Consider the following 19,300-nt stretch of genomic DNA (forward strand, 5'->3'; position numbering starts at 1 on the left):
GCCTCCTAGCGTTGGGTACTTCCGGCGTCAACGGGCAGGCTGACCGAAGTGATGTACCGTGCTTCGTCCGAAGCCAGGAACAAGCTGGCGTTCGCGATGTCGACTGGCTGCACCCACGGCACGGCGAGCAAGTTCATCTGCGTGGCGGCGGCGGCGAATTCCTCGCGGGTGGGCGGACGGTCCAGGTCGGGCCGGAAACCGCTACGCACGGCGTCGTTCTGGATCAGCGGTGTGTCGACGTTGGTCGGGTGCACAGAGTTGACCCGCACACCATGGGGCGCCAAATCATGGGCAAGGCTACGCATCAGCCCCACGACGCCGTGCTTGGCGGCGGTGTAGTGCGCGACGCCCACCAATCCTCGGAGACCCGCGATCGAACTGGTCAGAACCATCGAGCCCGTGCCGCGTTTGATCAGGTGCGGCGCAGTGGCAGCGCAGGTGTTCCACACTCCGGTCAGGTTGATGTCGAGCATGGTGCGCCACGCCGCCTCGGAAAGTTCGACGGCGGCGCCTCGCGACGTGATTCCCGCAGTGGCGCAGACGATATCGATCCCATCGAACTCTGTGGCGCCGCGGTCGACAACGTCATGGAGTTCGTCCGCGTTCCGGACGTCGACGATCCCGGTGACGATCCGACCGCCCGCCTGCCCGACAAGGCGAGCAGTTTCTGCGAGATCCTCTGGTGCGCTGGGTGGCACCTGCACCGAGTCGATCGGCCCGCACACATCGACGGCGATGATGTCCGCGCCTTCTTCCGCGAAGCGCACGGCCTGGGCGCGGCCGATGCCGCGCGCAGCACCGGTGACCACCGCGGTCTTGCCCTTCAACCGGCCGGTCATGTCGTCTTCTGGGTGAGGCCGGCGTCGACGACGAGCTGGGTGCCGGTGATGTATCGAGCTTGGTCGGAAGCCAGGAAAACCGCGGCATTGGCCACATCGATAGGTTCCACCCACGGCACCGGGAGCAGGTTTCGCGCGGTGAGCACTTCGATTGCATCGGCTTCGGTGGGGTTGTCCAGATCTGGCCGCAACCGCCTATAGGTGTCGGGGTTGCGCACCATCGGCGTCGCGACTGCCCCGGGATGGACCGTGTTCACCCGGATACGTTGCGGCCCGAGTTCATTGGCGAGGGTGCGGGCCAGCCCCACCGCCGCGTGCTTACTGGCCGTGTACGGGGCGGTTCCGGCGGTGCCGCGTAATCCATTGGTCGAGCTGATGATCACCATCGTTCCGCCTTCGGAACCAATATGGGGCACAGCGGCTTTGACGGTGTGCCAGACGCCGGTCAGGTTGACATCCAGATTGCGTTGCCATTCCCGGGGGCTGATCTCCCACGCCGGCCTGTTCGCCGTGTGAATACCCGCATTGGCGATGATGATGTCGAGTCGGCCCAACGTCGTCACACCCGAATCGACCGCGGACGTGACCTCGGCGAGACTGCCGATGTCGGCCGTACCGATGGCACAACGCCTGCCACGGTGCCGCACTCGCTCGGCCGTCTCTCGTAGGTCGTCGGTGGCCTCAGTCCGGTCGAGCGCGATGACGTCTGCACCGGCGTCGGCAAAGCGTTCGCAATGCACGCGCCCGGTACCGCCACCGGCGCCGGTAACCAGGACAACCTTGCCTTCCAGACCCGGCACTAGGGCGCCTTCAGCAGTTCGAATCCTCTGTATCCATCGGCCGCTGCCTCGTTGCAGATATCGAGGTACACGCCGAAGCCGCCGATGAACAGCATGAACATCCGAGGCTTGCCGGGCACGTTGGCGCCCATGTACCAGGAGTTGGCCTTGGTGAACAGCGTGGCGTCGGCGCGCTCGGCACATTCGGCGATCCAACTGTCCACGGCATCAGACGTCGGTTCGATTGCCGCGTAGCTGTTCTGGTCGAGATACTCGATGGCGTCGGCGATCCAGTTCACGTGGGCTTCGGCATGCAGAACCATGTTGGCCAGCACCGCCGGCGCCCCGGGACCGGACACCAGGAACAGGTTGGGGAAGCCATCGGTACCCAGACCCAGGTAGGTGCGGGGCCCGTCGGCCCAGTCGTCCGCCAGCTTCCCGCCGCCCCTGCCCACGATGTCCATCTTGGCCAGCGTGCCGGTCATCGCGTCGAACCCGGTGGCCAGCACCAACGCGTCGATGTCATAGTGCGCGCCGGATGTGTTGATTCCTGTTTCGTCGATCGATTCGATCGGCGTCTTACGGACACTCACAAGCTCGACGTTGGGACGGTTGAACGTCTGGAAGTAGTTGGTATCGGTACAGATCCGCTTTGTCCCGATCGGATGATCGTCGGGAATCAGCAACTCGGCCAGATCTGGATCGTCGATCACGGCACGGATCTTGTTCTCGTAGAACTTGCGGGCTTCCTCGTTGGCTTCCAGAGAGACCATCTGGTCGGTGAACGTCTTGGAGAACAGCACTCCGCCCAGTTCCCAACGCTTTTCGAAGGCTTCGTGACGTTCTTCGGGCGTGGCTTCCATGGTGAGTTTGGGGTGTGCGACATGTGGCGAGCCACCGCCGCTGCGCCAGGACATCCGGCGCCGCTCGGCATAGTTGGCCTTGGTGTCGGCAACCTCCTCCTCCGTCAGCGGTCGGTTACCGGCCGGCACGCTGTAATTCGGGGTCCGTTGAAAGACATAGAGCTGCTGGGCCTGTTCGGCGATGATCGGGATGGACTGGATCCCTGAGGATCCGGTGCCGATGACGGCGACGCGCTTGCCGGTGAAATCCACATCCTCATGCGGCCAGTGCGCGGTGTGATAGACGTCGCCGGCGAAGCTGTGCAGGCCCGGGAAGTCAGGGGTCATCGCCGCCGACAACGGGCCGGTGGCCATGACCACGAAACGCGCGTCAACGGTTTCGCCGGTATCGGTGGTGACGGTCCAGCGCAGTGTCTGCTCGTCGAGCACCGCCGAACTCACCCTGGTCTCGAACGTGATGTCGCGGCGCAGATCGAGTTTGTCGGCCACCCAGTTGATGTATTTCAGGATTTCGGACTGGGTGGCGTACTTCTCGGTCCAGGTCCATTCCTGTTGGAGTTCCTCGGAGAACGAGTAGCAGTAGTCGACACTCTCGACATCACAACGTGCACCCGGGTAGCGGTTGAAGTACCAGGTGCCACCCACCTCCGGAGCGGCCTCGAAGACTCGCACCGACAACCCTTGCGACCGGAACTTGTGCAACGCGTACAGGCCACCGAAGCCGGCGCCCACCACCACAACATCTACGACGCTCATCGATCCACTGCTCACAGGGCGAACGGTAGGCGCCGATCACGCGCGCGACCGCCACAGTTCCCGGTCACCGGACCGCAAGACCTGACGTCCCGACCACCGGAATCGGCGGATTGCCTCATCGGCTGCGTCGGCGAGAATCTCGGCCCATGACCGACCCGAGCCTCCAGACCAGACGGAGCGTCGTAGTCACGGTGGCCGATGTCATCGATGAAAGCCCCGACGCTCGATCTCTGGTTTTCACTGTGCCGCAGGACCAGCAGGAGCGATTTTCGTATCGACCCGGACAATTCCTGACGCTACGGGTGCCAAGCGAGCTGACCGGATCGGTGGCCCGGTGCTACTCCCTCGCCAGCTCACCGCACACCGATCCTGCCCCCAAGGTAACGGTCAAGCGCACCGCCGACGGCTACGGTTCGAATTGGTTGTGCGACAACGTCGATGTCGGCGACACCCTCGAGGTACTGCCGCCTTCGGGGTTGTTCACCCCGGCAAGCCTCGACACCGACTTTCTGCTGTGGGCAGCGGGCAGCGGAATCACTCCGGTGATGTCGATCTTGAAGTCGGTGTTGTCGGCCGGCACCGGGCGGGTGGTCCTGTGCTACGCCAACCGCGACGAACGCTCGGTGATCTTCGCCGGCGAACTACGCGAACTCGCCGCCCGCTACGCAGGCCGGCTGACGGTGCTGCACTGGTTGGAGTCGATTCAGGGCCTGCCGACCCACGCCCAGCTGAGCGGATTCGCCCACACCGTTTTCGCCGGGTCCACGGGATTCGAGGCCTTCGTCTGCGGGCCGGCCCCGTTCATGGCGGTCATCAAGGAGACTCTTCTCGAGGCCGGTGTCGAGCGGGACCGGATTCACCTCGAGGTGTTCCAGTCGCTGTCCGGTGACCCGTTCGCCGATGACACCACCGCACCGGCAACAGTTTCCGACGAAGATGACGCCGCCGACCTTCAGGTCGATCTGGACGGCACCAGTCACCGGCTGAGGTGGCCACGCCAGGCGACGTTGATCGACGTGTTGATCCGCTCGGGTGTCGACGTTCCGTATTCCTGCAAGGAGGGACAGTGCGGATCGTGCGCGGCCACGGTGGTTCGCGGCGAGGTGGACATGGCCGCCTGCGACATTCTCGAACCCGAGGATATCGCCGACGGGGTGATCCTCGGCTGCCAGGCACGACCGGTCTCCGACGACGTCCACATCGAGTTCTGAGCCGTCCGTCTCCACGTTTCCACTGACCGGGATTGGCCCCCGCCGCCCGGGTCAAAGCGGTACACCATCAGTACAGCCCTCGACGATAGGACCGAACCATGACTGAGCGCGTAATCGACCGGGTGCGCGACCTCGCCGACCAGTTGCGCCACCAGGGCGCCGAAGCCGAGAAGATCGGCAAGCTCACCGACGAGACCGTCAAGATGATGAAGGCGGCAGGCAATATCCGCCTGTTGCAGCCGAAGTCTCACGGTGGATTGGAGGTGCATCCGCGTGAGTTCGCCGAGACCGTCATGGCCACCGCGGCGCTGGATCCCTCGGCCGGCTGGATCAACGGCGTGGTGGGCGTGCACCCGTACCAACTCGCGTACGCCGACCCGAAGGTCGCCGCCGAGATCTGGGCCGAGGACGTCGACACGTGGGTCGCCTCTCCCTACGCACCTCAGGGGGTGGCCAAGCCTGTCGACGGTGGCTACATCTTCAACGGTCGCTGGCAGTTCAGCTCGGGCACCGATCACTGCGACTGGATCTTCCTGGGCGCGATGCTCGGTGACGCCGAGGGCAAACCACTGATGCCACCGCAGATGCTGCACATGATCCTGCCGCGCCAGGACTACGAGATCGTGGAGGACTCGTGGAATGTCGTGGGGCTCCGCGGAACCGGCTCCAAGGACGTCATCGTCAAGGATGCGTTCGTACCGACGTACCGGACGATGGACGCGATGAAGGTCATGGATGGCACTGCCCAGCGCGAGGCCGGGATGACCGAAACGCTGTACCTGATGCCGTGGTCGACGATGTTCCCTCTCGGCATCAGCTCGGCGACCATCGGCATCGCCGAGGGCGCGCTGGCCGCTGCACTCGATTACCAGCGCGAGCGGGTCAACTCCAGTGGTGTGGCGATCAAGGACGATCCCTACGTCATGTACGCGATCGGCGAGGCGGCCGCGGACATCAACGCGGCTCGGCAGGAACTGCTGGCCAACGCCGACCGCATCTACGACATCGTCGACTCAGGTAAAGAGGTCTCCTTCGAAGACCGGGCCGCGGGCCGGCGCACCCAGGTTCGGGCGGTGTGGCGCGCGGTGTCGGCGGTCGACGAGATCTTCGCCCGCTGCGGCGGCAATGCCGCGCGGATGGATAAACCGCTGCAACGGTATTGGCGTGATGTGCATGTCGGCCAGGCCCACGCGATTCACGTTCCGAGCACGGTCTATCACGCGTCGGCCCTGAGTTCGTTGGGCGTGGACCCGCAGGGTCCCCTGCGAGCGATGATCTGAGAGGACAGCACATATGGGACTGATCAAGAGCCTCGGCTACGTCACCGTCGCCGCCTCCGATATCGAGCGCTGGCGGCACTTCGCCTTCAACGTGCTCGGCTTCGCCACCGGTGCCGGACCCGACGAGTCCGCGTTGTACCTGCGGATGGATGAGCGCGCCGCCCGCATCATCGTCGTGCCCAGAGACGTCGACAAGATCCTCACCGTCGGGTGGGAGGTGCGCGACCACGCCGATCTGGAGCGGGTGAAGGCAGCGCTCGATGCCGCCGGTGTGCCGTTCAAGCAGCTCTCACTCGAAGAGACAGATGCCCGGCGGGTCGAGGAGGCCATTGCGTTCGAGGATCCCGCCGGCACGGCGCTGGAGGTTTTTCACGGCCCGGTCCTCGACCACTCCCCGGTGATCACGCCGTTCGGCGCGAAGTTCGTCACCGGCGATCAGGGGCTCGGGCATGTGGTGTTGCCCGCGCTCGATGTCAACGGCTTGTTCGAGTTCTACACCGAGGTACTGGGTTTCAGGTCTCGTGGAGCGTTCCGCGTTCCGGTGCCGCCGGAGTTCGGACCGGTGCGAGTCCGATTCATGGGCGTCAACGAGCGCCATCACAGCCTGGCGATCTGTCCCGCGCAGACGCTGCGCGATCCGGGGCTGATCCACCTCATGGTCGAGGTCGACACCCTCGATGCCGTGGGCCAGGCTCTCGACCGGGTCAATGCCGAAGGTTTCCAGCTGTCGTCGACACTGGGTCGGCACACCAACGACAAGATGGTGTCGTTCTACGTGCGCGCTCCGGGCGACTGGGACATCGAATTCGGCACCGAGGGCATGCGGGTCGACGAAACCTACTACACGGCAGAGGAAATCACCGCCGACAGCTACTGGGGACACCAGTGGGTCACCGATCTACCGAAGGCCATGCAACCGTGACGCTCACCGACGACATCCTGCCGATCCCGGTCAACGCGGTCATCGAGTGGGCCGACGAGGCCGACGTGGTGATCGCCGGTTATGGCGTGGCCGGCGCCGCCGCAGCGGTCGAGGCGGCACGCGCGGGCGCGGACGTACTGGTACTCGAACGCACTGGCTCATGGGGCGGAGCCGCCTCGATGGCAGGTGGCTTCATCTACCTCGGCGGTGGGACCGAGATCCAAAAGGCCTGCGGGTTCGAAGATTCCGTCGACAACATGGCAGCATTCCTCAACGCGGCGATGGGGCCCGGCGCTGATGCCGCGCGCATCGCGGATTACTGCGAGGGCAGCGTCGCGCACTTCGACTGGCTCGTGGGCTGCGGGGTGCCGTTCAAAGCAGAGTTCTTCGGCGAGCCCGGTTGGGAGCCCATGGGCGACCAGGGGCTCATGTACAGCGGTGGGGAGAACTCGTATCCGTTCAACACCGTCGCAACGCCGGCCCCGCGCGGGCACGTCCCGCAGATGCAGAACAAGAAGCAGGGCGAGTCGAGCGCAGGTTTCATGCTGATGAAGGGCCTCGTCGACACTGCGACCGCAGTCGGGGCACGGTCGCTGTATGACGTGCGGGTGCAGTCGCTGATCGTCGAGTCCGACGGCCGCGTCGTCGGCATTCGGACCCGGCGCTACGGCACTGTGATGGACATCCGGGCACGGCGTGGAGTTGTGCTGGCCACCGGCAGTTTCGCCTACAACGACGCCATGGTCGCCAGGTATGCCCCGCGCATCGCCGGGCGCCCGGCCGCCTCGATTGAGCAGCACGACGGGCAGGCCATCCGGATGGCTCAGGCGCTCGGTGCCGATCTGGCGCACATGGACGCCACCGAGGTCGCCCTGTTCATCGATCCCCAGCAGTTGGTGCGCGGGATTCTGGTGAACGAACGTGGTCAGCGTTATGTCGCCGAGGACACCTATCCCGGTCGCGCCGGCCAGTTGACGCTGTATCACCAGAACAACACGGCCTATCTGATCATCGACGGCGATGCCCAGGAGGAGGCGATGGCCTCGCTCACTCCCCAGCTGATGATGCGGCCGCCGACTTGGGTGGCCGACACCGTCGCCGACCTGGAGGCTGAGATCGGGCTACCACCGAACTCGCTGCAAGCCACTGTGGATGCCTACAACGAGGGCGCGTCGCGCGGCGAGGATCCGCTGCTGCACAAGAAGCCGCAGTGGCTCAAGCCGATCAAGTCCCCGGTGGGCGCCATCGACCTCCGCGAGAGCACCGGCGGTTTCACCCTCGGTGGGCTGCACACCACCCTCGACGCCGAGGTGCTGCACGTCAGTGGCGACCCCATTCCCGGTCTGTTCGCTGCCGGGCGTTGCACCGCAGGTCTGGCCGCCTGGGGATATGCCAGCGGTGTGTCACTGGGCGACGGGAGTTTCTACGGTCGGCGCGCCGGCCGGGCCGCGGCAGAGGCATAGCCGCTGGTCATTGCCGCTTCTACAACTTGATATCGCCTTACCCCCGCCGCATCGCGGCGGGGGTTTTGGCATGACCCCGCTCGCATTCAGTCGTTCATGTGACAGCACCCACATCGATATGCTACAAACAGTCATATGACTAATAGTCATATGCCGTCCAGGCATGCGGCTCGATATGGGAGGTCCTCATGACAATGGCCGTCGAGAAGACATTGGCTGCTGAGAAGACATTGGCTGCCGAGAAGCCGGGTGAGACGCCCAGTGCTGTCATCGACCGGGTTTCCCTGGTTCTCGATGCCTTCGAGGGATCTGCCCGACTGACGTTGGCCGAGATCGTGCGCCGGACCGGCCTGCCACGATCGTCGGCCCACCGACTCCTCGAGCGCCTGGTTCACCTTCGTTGGCTCCGCCGTGATGGCCGCGACTATGAGTTGGGCATGCGACTCGTCGAACTGGGATCGCTGGCGCTGCACCAGGACCGCATCCACCGTGCCGCGATTCCATTGCTGCGCGATCTGCACCGGGCCACCGGACTGGTCGTCCACCTGGCGGTACTCGACGGATCCGACGTCGTATACCTGGAGAAGATCGGCGGTCAGATGGTGGCAGCCATTCCGACCCGTATCGGGGGGCGACAGCCCGCGCACTGTACGGCGGTGGGCAAGGCCATCCTGGCCGACAATTCATCGGTCGAGGTCAATCTGGCCTCGCGGTTGACGCGGTTTTCGATCAGCACGGATCGGCAACTGGAGGCCGAGTTGGCAAAGGTCCGCGCCCACGGCGTCGCATTCGAGCGGGAGGAATCGCTCACCGGATTCGGTTGTGTGGCAGCACCGATCGGTCCGGCCGGCGCCGCCGTCGCGGCGGTGTCGGTGTGTGGTCCGATGAGCCGGATGGCATTCGATCAGCGGCTGGCTGCTCCGGTGCGGATGACGGCCATGGGTATCTGGCGCAATGCCGAAGATGGGCCTCATCGAGTGGTCCCCACCTTGCAACCTGTCCGGCCGCTCCGCGTAGGTGGCCCCGTCGGGCCGCGGACCTCTGCCACGCTGGTCCCGGCATGACGCTCGATCCACAGATCGCGGAATTGATCGAGACACTGGATTCAGGCTTCCCGCCGGTACACACGATGACCGGCGCGCAGGCCCGCGCCGCGATCCGCAGCCGGTTCGTCGCCAACCCCCAGCCCGAGCATGTGGCTTCCGTTACCGACCACCAGGTACCTGTCGACAACGGTCGTATCGATGTGAGGGTCTACCGTCCCGAGGCCTCCGAACCGCTGCCCCTGCTGGTGTACGCGCATGGCGGCGGGTTCGTGTTCTGCGATCTCGACAGCCACGACGGGCTGTGCCGCAACCTTGCCAATCTCATTCCAGCTGTGGTGGTTTCGGTCGCCTACCGGCTGGCCCCCGAGCACCGCTGGCCGACCGCCGCCGAGGACCTCTACGCGGCCACCCGATGGGCAGTCGATCATGCAGCCGATTTCGGCACCGACCCGTCACGCGTCGTTGTGGGCGGCGACAGCGCCGGAGGCAACCTCGCCGCGGTGACCACCCTGATGGCCCGCGACCGTGGTGGGCCGGACCTGGCGGCACAACTCCTGCTGTACCCGGTGATCGCCGCAGATTTCGATACCGACTCCTACCGGCTGTTTGGCCAGGGCTTCTACAACCCGCGCCCGGCACTGCAGTGGTACTGGGATCAGTATGTTCCCCAGGTCGCCGATCGACGCCATCCGTACGCCTCACCGCTGGCCGGTGACCTCAGTGGTCTACCGCCGGCCGTCGTGGTTCTCGCCGGCCATGATCCCCTTCGGGACGAAGGCATCGCCTATGCCAACGCGTTGGAGGAGGCCGGGGTGCCAGTGACCCGGCGCCCCTTCGACGGGGGCATCCACGGTTTCATGACGATGCCGATGCTCGACATCGCCCACCGGGCCCGGCGAGAGGCCGGCCGGGCGCTAAGTGATCTGCTCGACCCCTAGCACCGCGCCGTAGCGTTGGTCAGGGTCGAGCACACAATGGGTGCGGCTGAACACCGTCACCATGCACTTGTTGTTGTGGTTGCAGCGGCTGCGTGAGTCGGGATCGGCGATCATCGTGTTGACCCGGTCCGGTTCACGCAGCAACGCCCGGCCCATGGCAAAGAAATCGAAACCTTCCCGCATGCCTGTCTCAAGGTGTTCGCGATCGTTGATGCCGCCCAGCAGAATCAGTTTGGTGTTGCGCATGAGCGGCACGAACTGCCGGGCGGCCTCCAACATGTAGAGGTCTCGATACGGATAGACACCCATCGTCTGCTTGCCCACCAGGCGGACCGCCGGCCGCAATGCCGGCGGCATCACCTTCGCGAACTCCTTGACCGGGACGTCGCCTCGGAACAGGTACATCGGCTTGTACACCGACGAACCCTGGGTCAGTTCGATCGCGTCGAGGGTGGCATCGGTGTCGAGAAGTTGCGCTGTCCGCAACGCCTCGTCGATCCAGATGCTGCCCGGGAGCCCGTCGTCCATGTCGAGTTTGGCGATCACCGCGATCCGATCACCGACCACCTCGCGTACCCGCGCCGCAATCTCGCGCACGAACCGCGATCGGTTGTCGATGTCACCCCCGTACTCGTCCTTACGCCGATTGATCAGCGGACTCAGAAACGAGCTGGGTAGATAGAGATGCCCGAAATGCAGTTCGACGGCATCGAATCCGGCGTCGACAGCCACCTGCGCGGCTTCGCCGAACTGGTCGATCACCTGAGCGATCTCGGCGCGGGTGATCTCACGGCAATAGGCGAAAGAGGTCGGGTTGATGAATCTACTCGGCGCCACGGCGGTGACACCGGTCAGCTTTTTCTGCGCCACCACCCCGGCATGGCCCAGCTGCGCCGAAATAGCCGCCCCCGCACCGTGGACCGCGTCGGCGAGCCGGCGCAGTCCCGGCAGAGCCTTGCTGTCCATGACGATCTGGCCGGGTGCGCTCGCACCCTGGGGAGACACGCAGCAGTAAGCCACGGTGGTCATTCCGACGCCGCCCTCGGCGAAGCTGCGATGGAATTCGATGAGGTCGTCGGTGACCAGCCCATTGGGTGAGCGTCCTTCCGACGTGGCGGCCTTGATCACTCGGTTGCGCAGCGTCACGGGCCCGAGCTGGGCCGGGCTGAACGGATCGGTCATCGCCACACCATCGCGCCGACACACCCTGTCGTCAACGGTGGTTTCCCGATGGCCGGGAACGCTGTGCCGCCGTCAAGGCGGTCGATCGTAATCTCGGTTCATGGCTGAGGTTTTCGTCGTCGATCGGGTAGTCACCAGGCCGGGCTGCGCCCAGAAGTTCATCGACGCCTACTTGGCCGGGTATGCCCCGGGTGCCCGCGATCGCGGCATGACGCTGCGCGACGTCGTGGTCAGCCCGCCCGTCTGGTTTGAAGACCGATCCAACGTGGTCACCGCTACCTGGACGCTGCCCAGCCCCCAGGCCTGGTGGCAGATGACCTGGCAGGGCCGGCCCGACCCTGCCGTTGCGCGGTGGTGGGACAGCATCACCGATCTGGTGGTGGAACGCAGCCGCGAAGTGGCATCCGCTGCCGATGCCATCACCGATGTCTCACCCGCCCTGCCCGTCACATCAGCCGGCGCTGCCACACTCGGGGTCACCCGCTTGCTCGACGTCGACGAGTCCGACCGCGACCGCATCCTGGGCGCCCTACGCGATGCAGCCGAACACAGCGGAGCGTCGAGAGCGTTGGTAGAGCCGACCCTGCCGGGTTCACGCAATGGTGGCGATATCCTGGTCCATCTCCGGTTTGCAAACGAAGATGACTGGCAGAAGAGCGATTTCGACGATTCACTGGCGGACCCGGCGATCACGCGCGTGAATGGAGTGACCTACCAGGGAGCACCGCTCCGCCGCGGCAGTGGCACCGTGTACCGCGCACTCCTACTGCGTGTACCCGCGGAGGTGGATGCCGAGACCGTCGCGGCTTTTGAGAGCGAACTGTTGATGATGCCGCGATATGTGCCGACCATCGCCGCATGGCAACTCAGCCGGGTCGAGCAGGCCATCGGCACCAGCGAATGGACCCACGTCTTCGAACAGGAATTCACCGACGTGGACGGCTTGATGGGCCCCTACCTCATGCATCCGATCCACTGGGCGGTGGTCGACCGCTGGTTCGATCCCGAGACCACCGACATCATCGTCCGTGATCGCGTCTGCCACAGCTTCTGCGAACTACCCAGCCCCGTGCTCTCCTGAGCCACTTGCCTAGTTCAGGGTGGGTGGCGGTTGCGGTTGGAAAGGTTGGTACCACCACCAGTCTGCGCGTTCCCCGGTCGGTCCGCGGTAGGGCGGGACGTCGGGTGGCCGCGAAGTTGGCGGGCGGGCCAGTGATCCGCCGCGCAGTGTGCGGCCGCGGTCATCGGTCACGACGAGCTTGTGAGCGGTACCGCTGATGGTGATGCCACCCCGGTGATGCAGGCGGTGATGATAAGGGCACACCAGCACCAGGTTGTCGAGCTCGGTGGGGCCGCCGTCTTCCCAGTGCCGGACGTGATGGGCATGTAATCCGCGGGTGGCCCCACAGCCGGGGACGACGCAGCAGCGATCGCGGTGCTCCAAAGCCCGACGCAGGCGTCGACTGATTGTCCGCGTCGTACGGCCCACGCCTATCGGCTGGCCATGGTGTTCTAACCACACCTCGCATGTTGCATCGCAGAGCAGGTATTGGCGCTCCTCATCGGTCAGCAGCGGACCCAGATGCAGTGAGGCGACTGGCTTGTCGGCATTCACATGCACGATGACGTTGGTGTGCTGCCCGTGCGGGCGGCGGGCCACGTCGGAGTCCCAGCCGGCCTCGACCAGGCTCATGAACGCGTCGACATTGTTCGGGAACGGCGGGGCCTGAACCGAGGTCGCCTCACCGGTGTCCTCGTCGATGTCGTGGTCATGTTTCCAGTCGGCGACCAGCGCATCACGGTGCGATGCATGGGCGGCGTCGAACTTCGCCGCCTCTACTCGTGGTAACACGATCTTGTAGGTGGTGTACCCGTCACCCTCGATTCGGGTAAACGACCGCTGCGGTTCGGGTTTCGGCTCGGGTTCGGGACGCGGTTCGAGCTTGACCGCGGTACGCAGTTGGCTGACCGTCGCGCTGGCCGCGAGTTCGGCGTAGTGCGTATCGGATCCGTCGGCGGCTTTCTCGGCGATGACCCCGACCTGATCCAGCGACAACCGGCCCTCGCGCATCCCTTGCGCGCAGCGGGGGAACTCCTCGAGCCGACGTGCGACGGCGACGATAGTCTCGGCGTTGCGCGGGGTCACCCCAGTTTTCCAGGCCACCACTGCCGGAATCGAGCGGGCGCCGGTGGCGCCGCACAGCTCGTCCCGTTCCAGTTCGGCGACAATCTCCACCAAGCGCGCATCGATCGCGTTGCGCTGACCGCACAGCTCGGCCACCTCGTCGAACAACGCCTCGAGGCGCTCACCGGGCGGCACCCGGACGTCGGAAGAGGTTGCTGCCGAGGACATGACACCATCATCGCACCGACCACCGACAAGAAATGAGGACCGACCTACACCCCCGCAGGCAGGATGTTCGGATTCGCTACCGCAGGTGGCTGCAGCGGAGGCAATACCGTGTTTCCGTCCAGCGAGTGCACCGGAAGTTGTTGCGACCACGGGTAGTGCAGGCTGAACGCCACCAGACCGGTCCGCTCCGCGGCGGGCAGGTGACACATCGCCAGTACCGTTTCGGCCAGGTATTCGACCGGTTCGGTCGGAAAGCTGTCCGGAATAAGCGACGCCGCACCAGGCGTACGCACGGCCGTCGACGGTCCGACGCAGTTCACTGCGATGTCGGCATCCAGCAGTTCGGCGGCCACCCCCTGGGTGAACCGATGCAGTGCGGCCTTGCAGGACGCATAGATCACGTCGCCCGCCGTCTTGTTATAGTCCCGGTACGGCCGCACCGGGGCCACCCCGGTCACCGAACCGATGTTGACGATCCACCCGGCACCCTGGGTACGCATGTGCGGCACAGCGGCTTTCGTCAACGCGAACGGTGTCTTCAGATAATGCTCCACGGTGCGGTCGAAGGTCTCGACCGGCATGTCCTCGATGACCGAATAATCGGCATAGCCCGCGTTGTTGACCAGGATGTCGAGCCTTCCGGTGCGCTCGACCACGGCCTGGATCAGGCCGTCGCGGGCAGCGCTGTCTTCGAGATCGGCAGCCAGGCCGAAAGCCGACCCGCCGGCCTGTTCGATGAGCGCCACGGTTTCCTCGATCGTTCCCGGGATCGCCTCGGTGACACCAGCCCGTGTCGACGGTGTCGGAATGTGGGAGCGCGCGGTCACTGCCACGGTCGCCCCTTCCGCCGCCAACCTCTGAGCGATGGCACGCCCGATGCCGCGACTACTGCCGGTCACCAACGCAGTTCTGCCGGAAAGTATCTGACTCATCGGAGGACGAAATCCTCTTCGATCGGCGCTCGGTGTTGCTGCCAGATATCCACCAGCCGGAACGGTGTGGCCACCACAACCCGGCCCGAACCCGATCGGTAGTAGGTGTGAGCGTTGGGCGTATGGCACCAGACCGTGCGCTGCATCGCCTCGTCTATCCCGGCGACGTACTCGTCGTATGCACGTTGGGTGACCTCCATCGTCGACGCCCCGCGCAAGGCCATCAGTTGCAGGCACTCCACGATGTAGTGCGCCAGCACTTCCATCGAGAAATTGGCGCCTGCACCATGGCCCGGGCTGTAGTTCGGCGCCGAGGTGATGAACAGATTCGGGAACCCCGCGACGGTACCTCCTCGATAGGCACGCGGGCTGTCGCCCCATTCCTCGACGAGAGTCTTGCCGTCGCGGCCGCGAATATCGATGGTGGACAGGAAATCTAGGTGGTAACCGGTGGCGTAGATGATGACGTCGAGGTCGATCTGACGGCCGTCGGCGGTGACGATGCCGCTTTCGTTGACCTGAGCGGGTTCACTGGCTTCGACGTCGACGTGGTCGCGGGTCAACGCGGCGTAGTAGCCCCCTGGGTCACGGATGATCCGCTTGCCGTACGGAGCGAAATCCGGCGTCACCTTACGCGCCAATTCGGTTCCGGCCCCGAACATCCGGTCGATGTACTCCTGACACATCTTGAGCAGCACATCGTTGGCCGGTGAGATCGACAGGTGCGTCTCGGACCACTCGGAGTCCCGCAGAATCACCGGATAGTTGTTGTCCGCCGTTCCCCAGTACGACTTGAGACGGTGCCACATCGCGTAGTAGGGCAGCGTCTTGCCCAGAAAGCGACGATGTTCGGGAACCTCGTCGGACAGGCGCCGGCGAGGGGCGACCCAGTGCGGCTGCCGCTGGAACACCGTCAGGTGTTCGACCTCCTCGACGCAGGCGTCGACGATCTGCACGGCTGTGCAACCGGCGCCGATGATGGCCACCTTCTTGCCTGCCAGCTCCAGCGAAGGGTCCCACTGCGCGGAGTGAATGCTGGTGCCGGCGAAGGTGTCTCGTCGCTCGATGTCGGGGAATCGCGGTCGGTTGAGATAGCCGGCCGCGGTGACGACGATAGTCGCGTAGTCGATGCTCCGGGTTCCGTCAGCGCGACGGGAGTGGATCTCCCACTGCTGACGCTGCTCGTCCCACCACAGTGCCTCCACCTCAGTGCCGAAGCGGATGTGGCGACGCAGATCGTGCTTGTCGGCCAACGAGACCAGGTAGGCCTGATATTCCGCGCCCTGCGGATAGTAATTCGACCAGTCCGGGTTCACCTCGCGTGACAGCGAGTAGTACGCCGAAGGCGTATCTACCCCGATGCCGGGATACCTTGTGGTCAGCCAGGTACCGCCCACCTCATCGTTGCGGTCGAAGATCTCGAAATGCACGCCCTCTTCGGCAGCGGCCAGCGCGACCGCGATACCGGCGATGCCGGCACCGATGATCGCCACCGTGGTGGACGAGGGAATCGGCGTGGTGCGCGGCAGCGTCGGGTGCGACGGCCGGAAACCGCCTTGTTCGAGCAGTAGGTCGACGTGCTCGTCGTCGACGGGACCGCCCAGCGCAACCGGGAGCAGACGAACGAAGAACTCGCGATCGTCTACCGGCGGCGCGCCAACGGGACGCGGCCGGCCGAGCGCGGCGACGATTTCGTCGGCCAGCAGCGCGGCGGTCTGGGTATCGGTTGTCCCGGCCCGCTCGGGCGGATCGGGAACGTGATCGATCTTGGATGCGTACCGATCGATGACCGCCGGATCACCCGTCATCTGCGCCAGCACCGCGACCAGGACACCAGGGTCCGCCTCCAGGAGATGGGCGCGCAGGACGTCAGAGTCTGGGGCGCGATCCGCGAGTGACGAGGATTCAGTGGTAGCGGTCATGGTTTCGAGTATCGAAGGGTCGACGCCCCCGCCGCGCCCTCCCTGTCTACTGAGCGGGAGACGAACCACCGCAGCCGCAGGCGGCCTGCCTACTCTGCCGACCATGCATTCCGACGACCTTGCCGCCGTCATCGCCCGGGCCCGTAGCCACAGCCTCGCAGATATCCCCCGCCGGTCGGCGCGTAAACAACCTGAGAAGACAGCCATCATCGACGGCGACGTCGCCCTGAGTTTTGCCGAGTTCGATCACCTGGTGGATCGCGCCGCCGCCGCATTGCACGAGAACGGGTTACTCCCCGGCGACCGACTCGCATTGCTGTCGCGCAACTGCTGGCAGTACGCGGTGCTGGCCTTCGCCACCGCCCGCGCCGGCGTGGTGCTGGTTCCGATCAATTTCATGCTGATGCCGGAGGAGATCTCGTACATCCTCGGCCACAGCCGGGCCGCCGGATTCATCGTCGAGGCCGACCTGATCCCGGTGGCCGAACAGGCCATGGCCGTGGGGACAGCAGTTCGCACGAAGGCAGCACTCGTCGCCTCCGGCCAGTCAGGTCCGGGCGACTGGCCTGATTTCGCCGAATGGCTCACCACCACCGCGAACGTTCCCGATTGCCGAATCGACGACGATCAGCTGCTGCGGGTCATGTACACCAGCGGCACCGAATCCCGACCCAAGGGCGTGATGCACAGTAGCCGCAGCTTGATGTGGCAGTACATCAGCACCATCGTGGCCGGCTCGATGTCCGGCGACGACGTCGAGATCCACTCCCTGCCTCTGTATCACTGCGCGCAGTTGGACAACTTCCTGGCTACCGACATCTACCTGGGTGCCACCAGCATCATCCTGCCTCGGCCGGATCCGGAGCTGGTACTGCGGACGATCGAGCGCCACGGCGTCACCAATTACTTTGCGCCACCGACGGTGTGGATCAGCATGCTGCGCTGTCCCGTGTTCGACGAGGTCGACCTGTCCAGCCTACGAAAGGGGTACTACGGCGCCTCACCGATGCCTACCGAGATCCTGCACGAGATGCGCAGGCGTCTACCCAATCTGCGTCTGTGGAACTTCTACGGCCAGACCGAGATGGCCCCACTGGCCTCAGCCCTGGGGCCAGCCGAGCAGGACGCCCACGCGGGGGCGGCCGGCCGGCCTGTCGTCAACGTCGAAACCGTGATCCTCGATGACAGCGACGCGCCGGTCACGCCCGGCACTGTCGGCGAAATCGCTCACCGCAGCCCGCATCTGATGCTGGGCTACCTCGACGACGAAGATAAGACAGCCCAGGCCTTCGCCGGCGGCTGGTTCCATTCCGGCGACCTGGGCTACTACGACGAGCACGGCCTGCTACACGTCGTCGACCGCAAGAAGGACATGATCAAAACCGGCGGCGAGAATGTCGCCAGCCGCGAGGTCGAAGAGATTCTCTACCGGCACAACGGCATCGAAGAGGTCGCGGTATTCGGCGTGGCACACCCGGTCTGGGTCGAAGCGGTCGTCGCGGCGGTGGTGACTCGTGTCGGCACCACCCTGACCGAAGAAGACATCCTGCGGCACTGCCGCGAGCATCTGGCCGGTTTCAAGACTCCCAAACAGGTGTTCTTCGTCGATTCTCTGCCGAAGAACCCCAGCGGCAAACTGCTCAAACGTGATCTGCGGCAGCGTTTCGGTCTCGAATTCACAAGCAACTGAAGGGATACACGATGTACAAGGGACGGATCGCGCGATTCGACGAGCCCGGCAAGCCATTCCAGATCGAAACCGTCACCCTGCCTGACGTCGGACCCGGGGAAATTCTGGTCCGGGTCCTGCGGACGAACATCTGCGGTTCAGATGTACATGCCTGGCATGGCACCTTCGCCACGCGCGGCTTGGGTGGACAGCTACCGACCGTGTTGGGTCACGAGATGGTGGGCGCCATCGAGGTGCTGGGTGACGGAGTAACCGCCGACTCCAATGGCAAATCCCTGGCCGAAGGCACGCGAGTGGTGTTCCCGTACTTCTACTGCTGCCACCAGTGCCGCAACTGTCTGGCGGGGCGCCGTAACGCCTGCCTGAACCTGAAAATGGCGATGTTGGGCCGCGCCGACGAACCGCCATACTTTGTCGGCGGATACGGCGACTACTACCTTTTGCCCGCCGGCGCAGTCGTTTACACGGTGCCCGACACCCTGAGCGACGACATCGCCGCGGGCGCGAACTGTGCGCTGTCACAGGTCATGTACGGACTTGAACGCGTCGACCTGCAGCTCGGTGAGCACGTCGTGGTTCAGGGAGCCGGCGCACTCGGTCTCTACGCGGTGGCCGTGGCCAAAGCACGCGGGGCAGCCAACGTCATCGCCATCGACGGAGTGCCCGAAAGATTGGAACTGGCAACGGCATTCGGAGCCGACTCGGTGATCGACCTCAACGAGGTCGCCACGCCCAAGGACCGCGCCAAAGCAGTACGCAAGTTGACCGACGGCCAGGGCGCCGACGTGGTGGTCGAGGTTGTCGGACATCCGTCGGCCATCGACGAAGGTCTCCAGATGCTCGCCCAGTTCGGCCGTTACGTGGAGATCGGCAACATCAACATCGGCAAGACGTTCGAATTCGACCCGTCACGGTTCGTCTTCACCAACAAGACCATGGTCGGGGTCTCCCTGTACGACCCGGCAGTCCTGTCCCGCGCATTGACCTTCCTGGACAGTCACCAGCATCAACTGCCGTTCGATCGGCTCGCCGCGGCGTCGTATTCACTCGATGACATCAACGAAGCGTTCAGCGCAGCTGACGGCAAGCGCGACGTCCGCGCCAGCATCGCACCATAAACCCAG

16 protein-coding genes are annotated in these 19,300 nt (G+C 64.9%); 9 read left to right on the forward strand and 7 right to left on the reverse strand.

Annotation, left to right across the window (positions count from 1 at the left end; translation table 11 throughout):
• Positions 1 to 5 precede the first annotated feature (5 nt).
• From AC4ELH_RS19510 to AC4ELH_RS19520, 3 genes are read right to left on the reverse strand one after another with little or no spacing between them, the layout of a single operon-like run.
• Positions 6 to 839 carry a mycofactocin-coupled SDR family oxidoreductase gene (locus AC4ELH_RS19510; RefSeq protein ID WP_448443999.1) on the reverse strand — a complete coding sequence of 278 codons (834 nt, stop codon included), beginning with the start codon at positions 837 to 839 and terminating at the stop codon, positions 6 to 8.
• Positions 836 to 1,639, reverse strand: a complete 804-nt coding sequence (locus AC4ELH_RS19515) for a mycofactocin-coupled SDR family oxidoreductase (RefSeq protein WP_498886063.1) — start codon at positions 1,637 to 1,639, stop codon at positions 836 to 838. The genes AC4ELH_RS19510 and AC4ELH_RS19515 overlap by 4 nt, the downstream gene beginning before the upstream one ends.
• Positions 1,639 to 3,237 (reverse strand): flavin-containing monooxygenase, encoded by a 1,599-nt coding sequence (locus AC4ELH_RS19520; RefSeq protein ID WP_498886227.1) that lies wholly within the window; start codon positions 3,235 to 3,237, stop codon positions 1,639 to 1,641. The genes AC4ELH_RS19515 and AC4ELH_RS19520 overlap by 1 nt, the downstream gene beginning before the upstream one ends.
• Positions 3,238 to 3,383: 146 nt before the next feature.
• Between AC4ELH_RS19520 and AC4ELH_RS19525 the strand changes: the two genes are divergently transcribed.
• The 6 genes from AC4ELH_RS19525 (at position 3,384) to lipP1 (ending at position 10,097) form a co-directional block, all read left to right on the forward strand.
• The gene (locus AC4ELH_RS19525; protein ID WP_498886065.1) at positions 3,384 to 4,448 is read left to right on the forward strand and encodes a 2Fe-2S iron-sulfur cluster-binding protein; all 1,065 of its coding nucleotides are present in this window, start codon (positions 3,384 to 3,386) and stop codon (positions 4,446 to 4,448) included.
• 98 nt (positions 4,449 to 4,546) lie between these two features.
• A complete protein-coding gene (locus tag AC4ELH_RS19530; protein WP_498886067.1) occupies positions 4,547 to 5,728 on the forward strand; it encodes an acyl-CoA dehydrogenase family protein in 1,182 nt (393 codons plus the stop codon).
• 13 nt (positions 5,729 to 5,741) lie between these two features.
• Positions 5,742 to 6,650 carry a biphenyl-2,3-diol 1,2-dioxygenase gene (bphC, locus tag AC4ELH_RS19535; RefSeq protein ID WP_064878290.1) on the forward strand — a complete coding sequence of 303 codons (909 nt, stop codon included), beginning with the start codon at positions 5,742 to 5,744 and terminating at the stop codon, positions 6,648 to 6,650.
• Positions 6,647 to 8,113 carry an FAD-dependent oxidoreductase gene (locus tag AC4ELH_RS19540; protein WP_498886070.1) on the forward strand — a complete coding sequence of 489 codons (1,467 nt, stop codon included), beginning with the start codon at positions 6,647 to 6,649 and terminating at the stop codon, positions 8,111 to 8,113. The genes bphC and AC4ELH_RS19540 overlap by 4 nt, the downstream gene beginning before the upstream one ends.
• Positions 8,114 to 8,307: 194 nt before the next feature.
• Positions 8,308 to 9,177: an IclR family transcriptional regulator gene (locus AC4ELH_RS19545; protein WP_498886229.1), complete on the forward strand. Its 870-nt coding sequence runs from the start codon at positions 8,308 to 8,310 to the stop codon at positions 9,175 to 9,177.
• Positions 9,174 to 10,097: a LipP1 family hormone-sensitive lipase gene (gene lipP1, locus AC4ELH_RS19550; RefSeq protein WP_448444007.1), complete on the forward strand. Its 924-nt coding sequence runs from the start codon at positions 9,174 to 9,176 to the stop codon at positions 10,095 to 10,097. Before AC4ELH_RS19545 ends, lipP1 begins: the two co-directional genes overlap by 4 nt.
• On the opposite strand, the gene AC4ELH_RS19555 is transcribed toward lipP1, so the two are convergent.
• Positions 10,074 to 11,279, reverse strand: coding sequence for an NADH:flavin oxidoreductase (locus AC4ELH_RS19555; RefSeq protein ID WP_448444009.1), 1,206 nt, complete (start codon positions 11,277 to 11,279; stop codon positions 10,074 to 10,076). The genes lipP1 and AC4ELH_RS19555 overlap by 24 nt on opposite strands.
• A 100-nt stretch (positions 11,280 to 11,379) precedes the next feature.
• Between AC4ELH_RS19555 and AC4ELH_RS19560 the strand changes: the two genes are divergently transcribed.
• Entirely contained in the window at positions 11,380 to 12,360 is a 981-nt protein-coding gene (locus AC4ELH_RS19560; protein ID WP_448444011.1) for a Dabb family protein, read from the forward strand.
• Positions 12,361 to 12,369: 9 nt separating this feature from the next.
• Here the strand turns inward: AC4ELH_RS19560 and AC4ELH_RS19565 are convergent, their stop codons facing one another.
• The 3 genes from AC4ELH_RS19565 to AC4ELH_RS19575 are packed head-to-tail and all read right to left on the reverse strand — an operon-like array spanning position 12,370 to position 16,486.
• Positions 12,370 to 13,632: an HNH endonuclease signature motif containing protein gene (locus AC4ELH_RS19565; RefSeq protein ID WP_448444013.1), complete on the reverse strand. Its 1,263-nt coding sequence runs from the start codon at positions 13,630 to 13,632 to the stop codon at positions 12,370 to 12,372.
• Between the two features lie 44 nt (positions 13,633 to 13,676).
• Positions 13,677 to 14,564 (reverse strand): SDR family NAD(P)-dependent oxidoreductase, encoded by an 888-nt coding sequence (locus tag AC4ELH_RS19570; protein ID WP_473241973.1) that lies wholly within the window; start codon positions 14,562 to 14,564, stop codon positions 13,677 to 13,679.
• Entirely contained in the window at positions 14,561 to 16,486 is a 1,926-nt protein-coding gene (locus AC4ELH_RS19575) for a flavin-containing monooxygenase (protein ID WP_498886073.1), read from the reverse strand. The genes AC4ELH_RS19570 and AC4ELH_RS19575 overlap by 4 nt, the downstream gene beginning before the upstream one ends.
• Before the next feature lie 103 nt (positions 16,487 to 16,589).
• On the opposite strand from AC4ELH_RS19575, the gene AC4ELH_RS19580 reads away from it, so the two are divergent.
• Together AC4ELH_RS19580 and AC4ELH_RS19585 are read left to right on the forward strand one after the other, a co-directional pair.
• Positions 16,590 to 18,176, forward strand: a complete 1,587-nt coding sequence (locus AC4ELH_RS19580) for an acyl-CoA synthetase (RefSeq protein ID WP_498886075.1) — start codon at positions 16,590 to 16,592, stop codon at positions 18,174 to 18,176.
• Between the two features lie 11 nt (positions 18,177 to 18,187).
• A complete protein-coding gene (locus tag AC4ELH_RS19585) occupies positions 18,188 to 19,294 on the forward strand; it encodes a zinc-binding dehydrogenase (RefSeq protein WP_498886076.1) in 1,107 nt (368 codons plus the stop codon).
• Positions 19,295 to 19,300: the final 6 nt, after the last annotated feature.

The sequence above is a fragment of the Mycobacterium shunyiense genome (assembly GCF_058270075.1).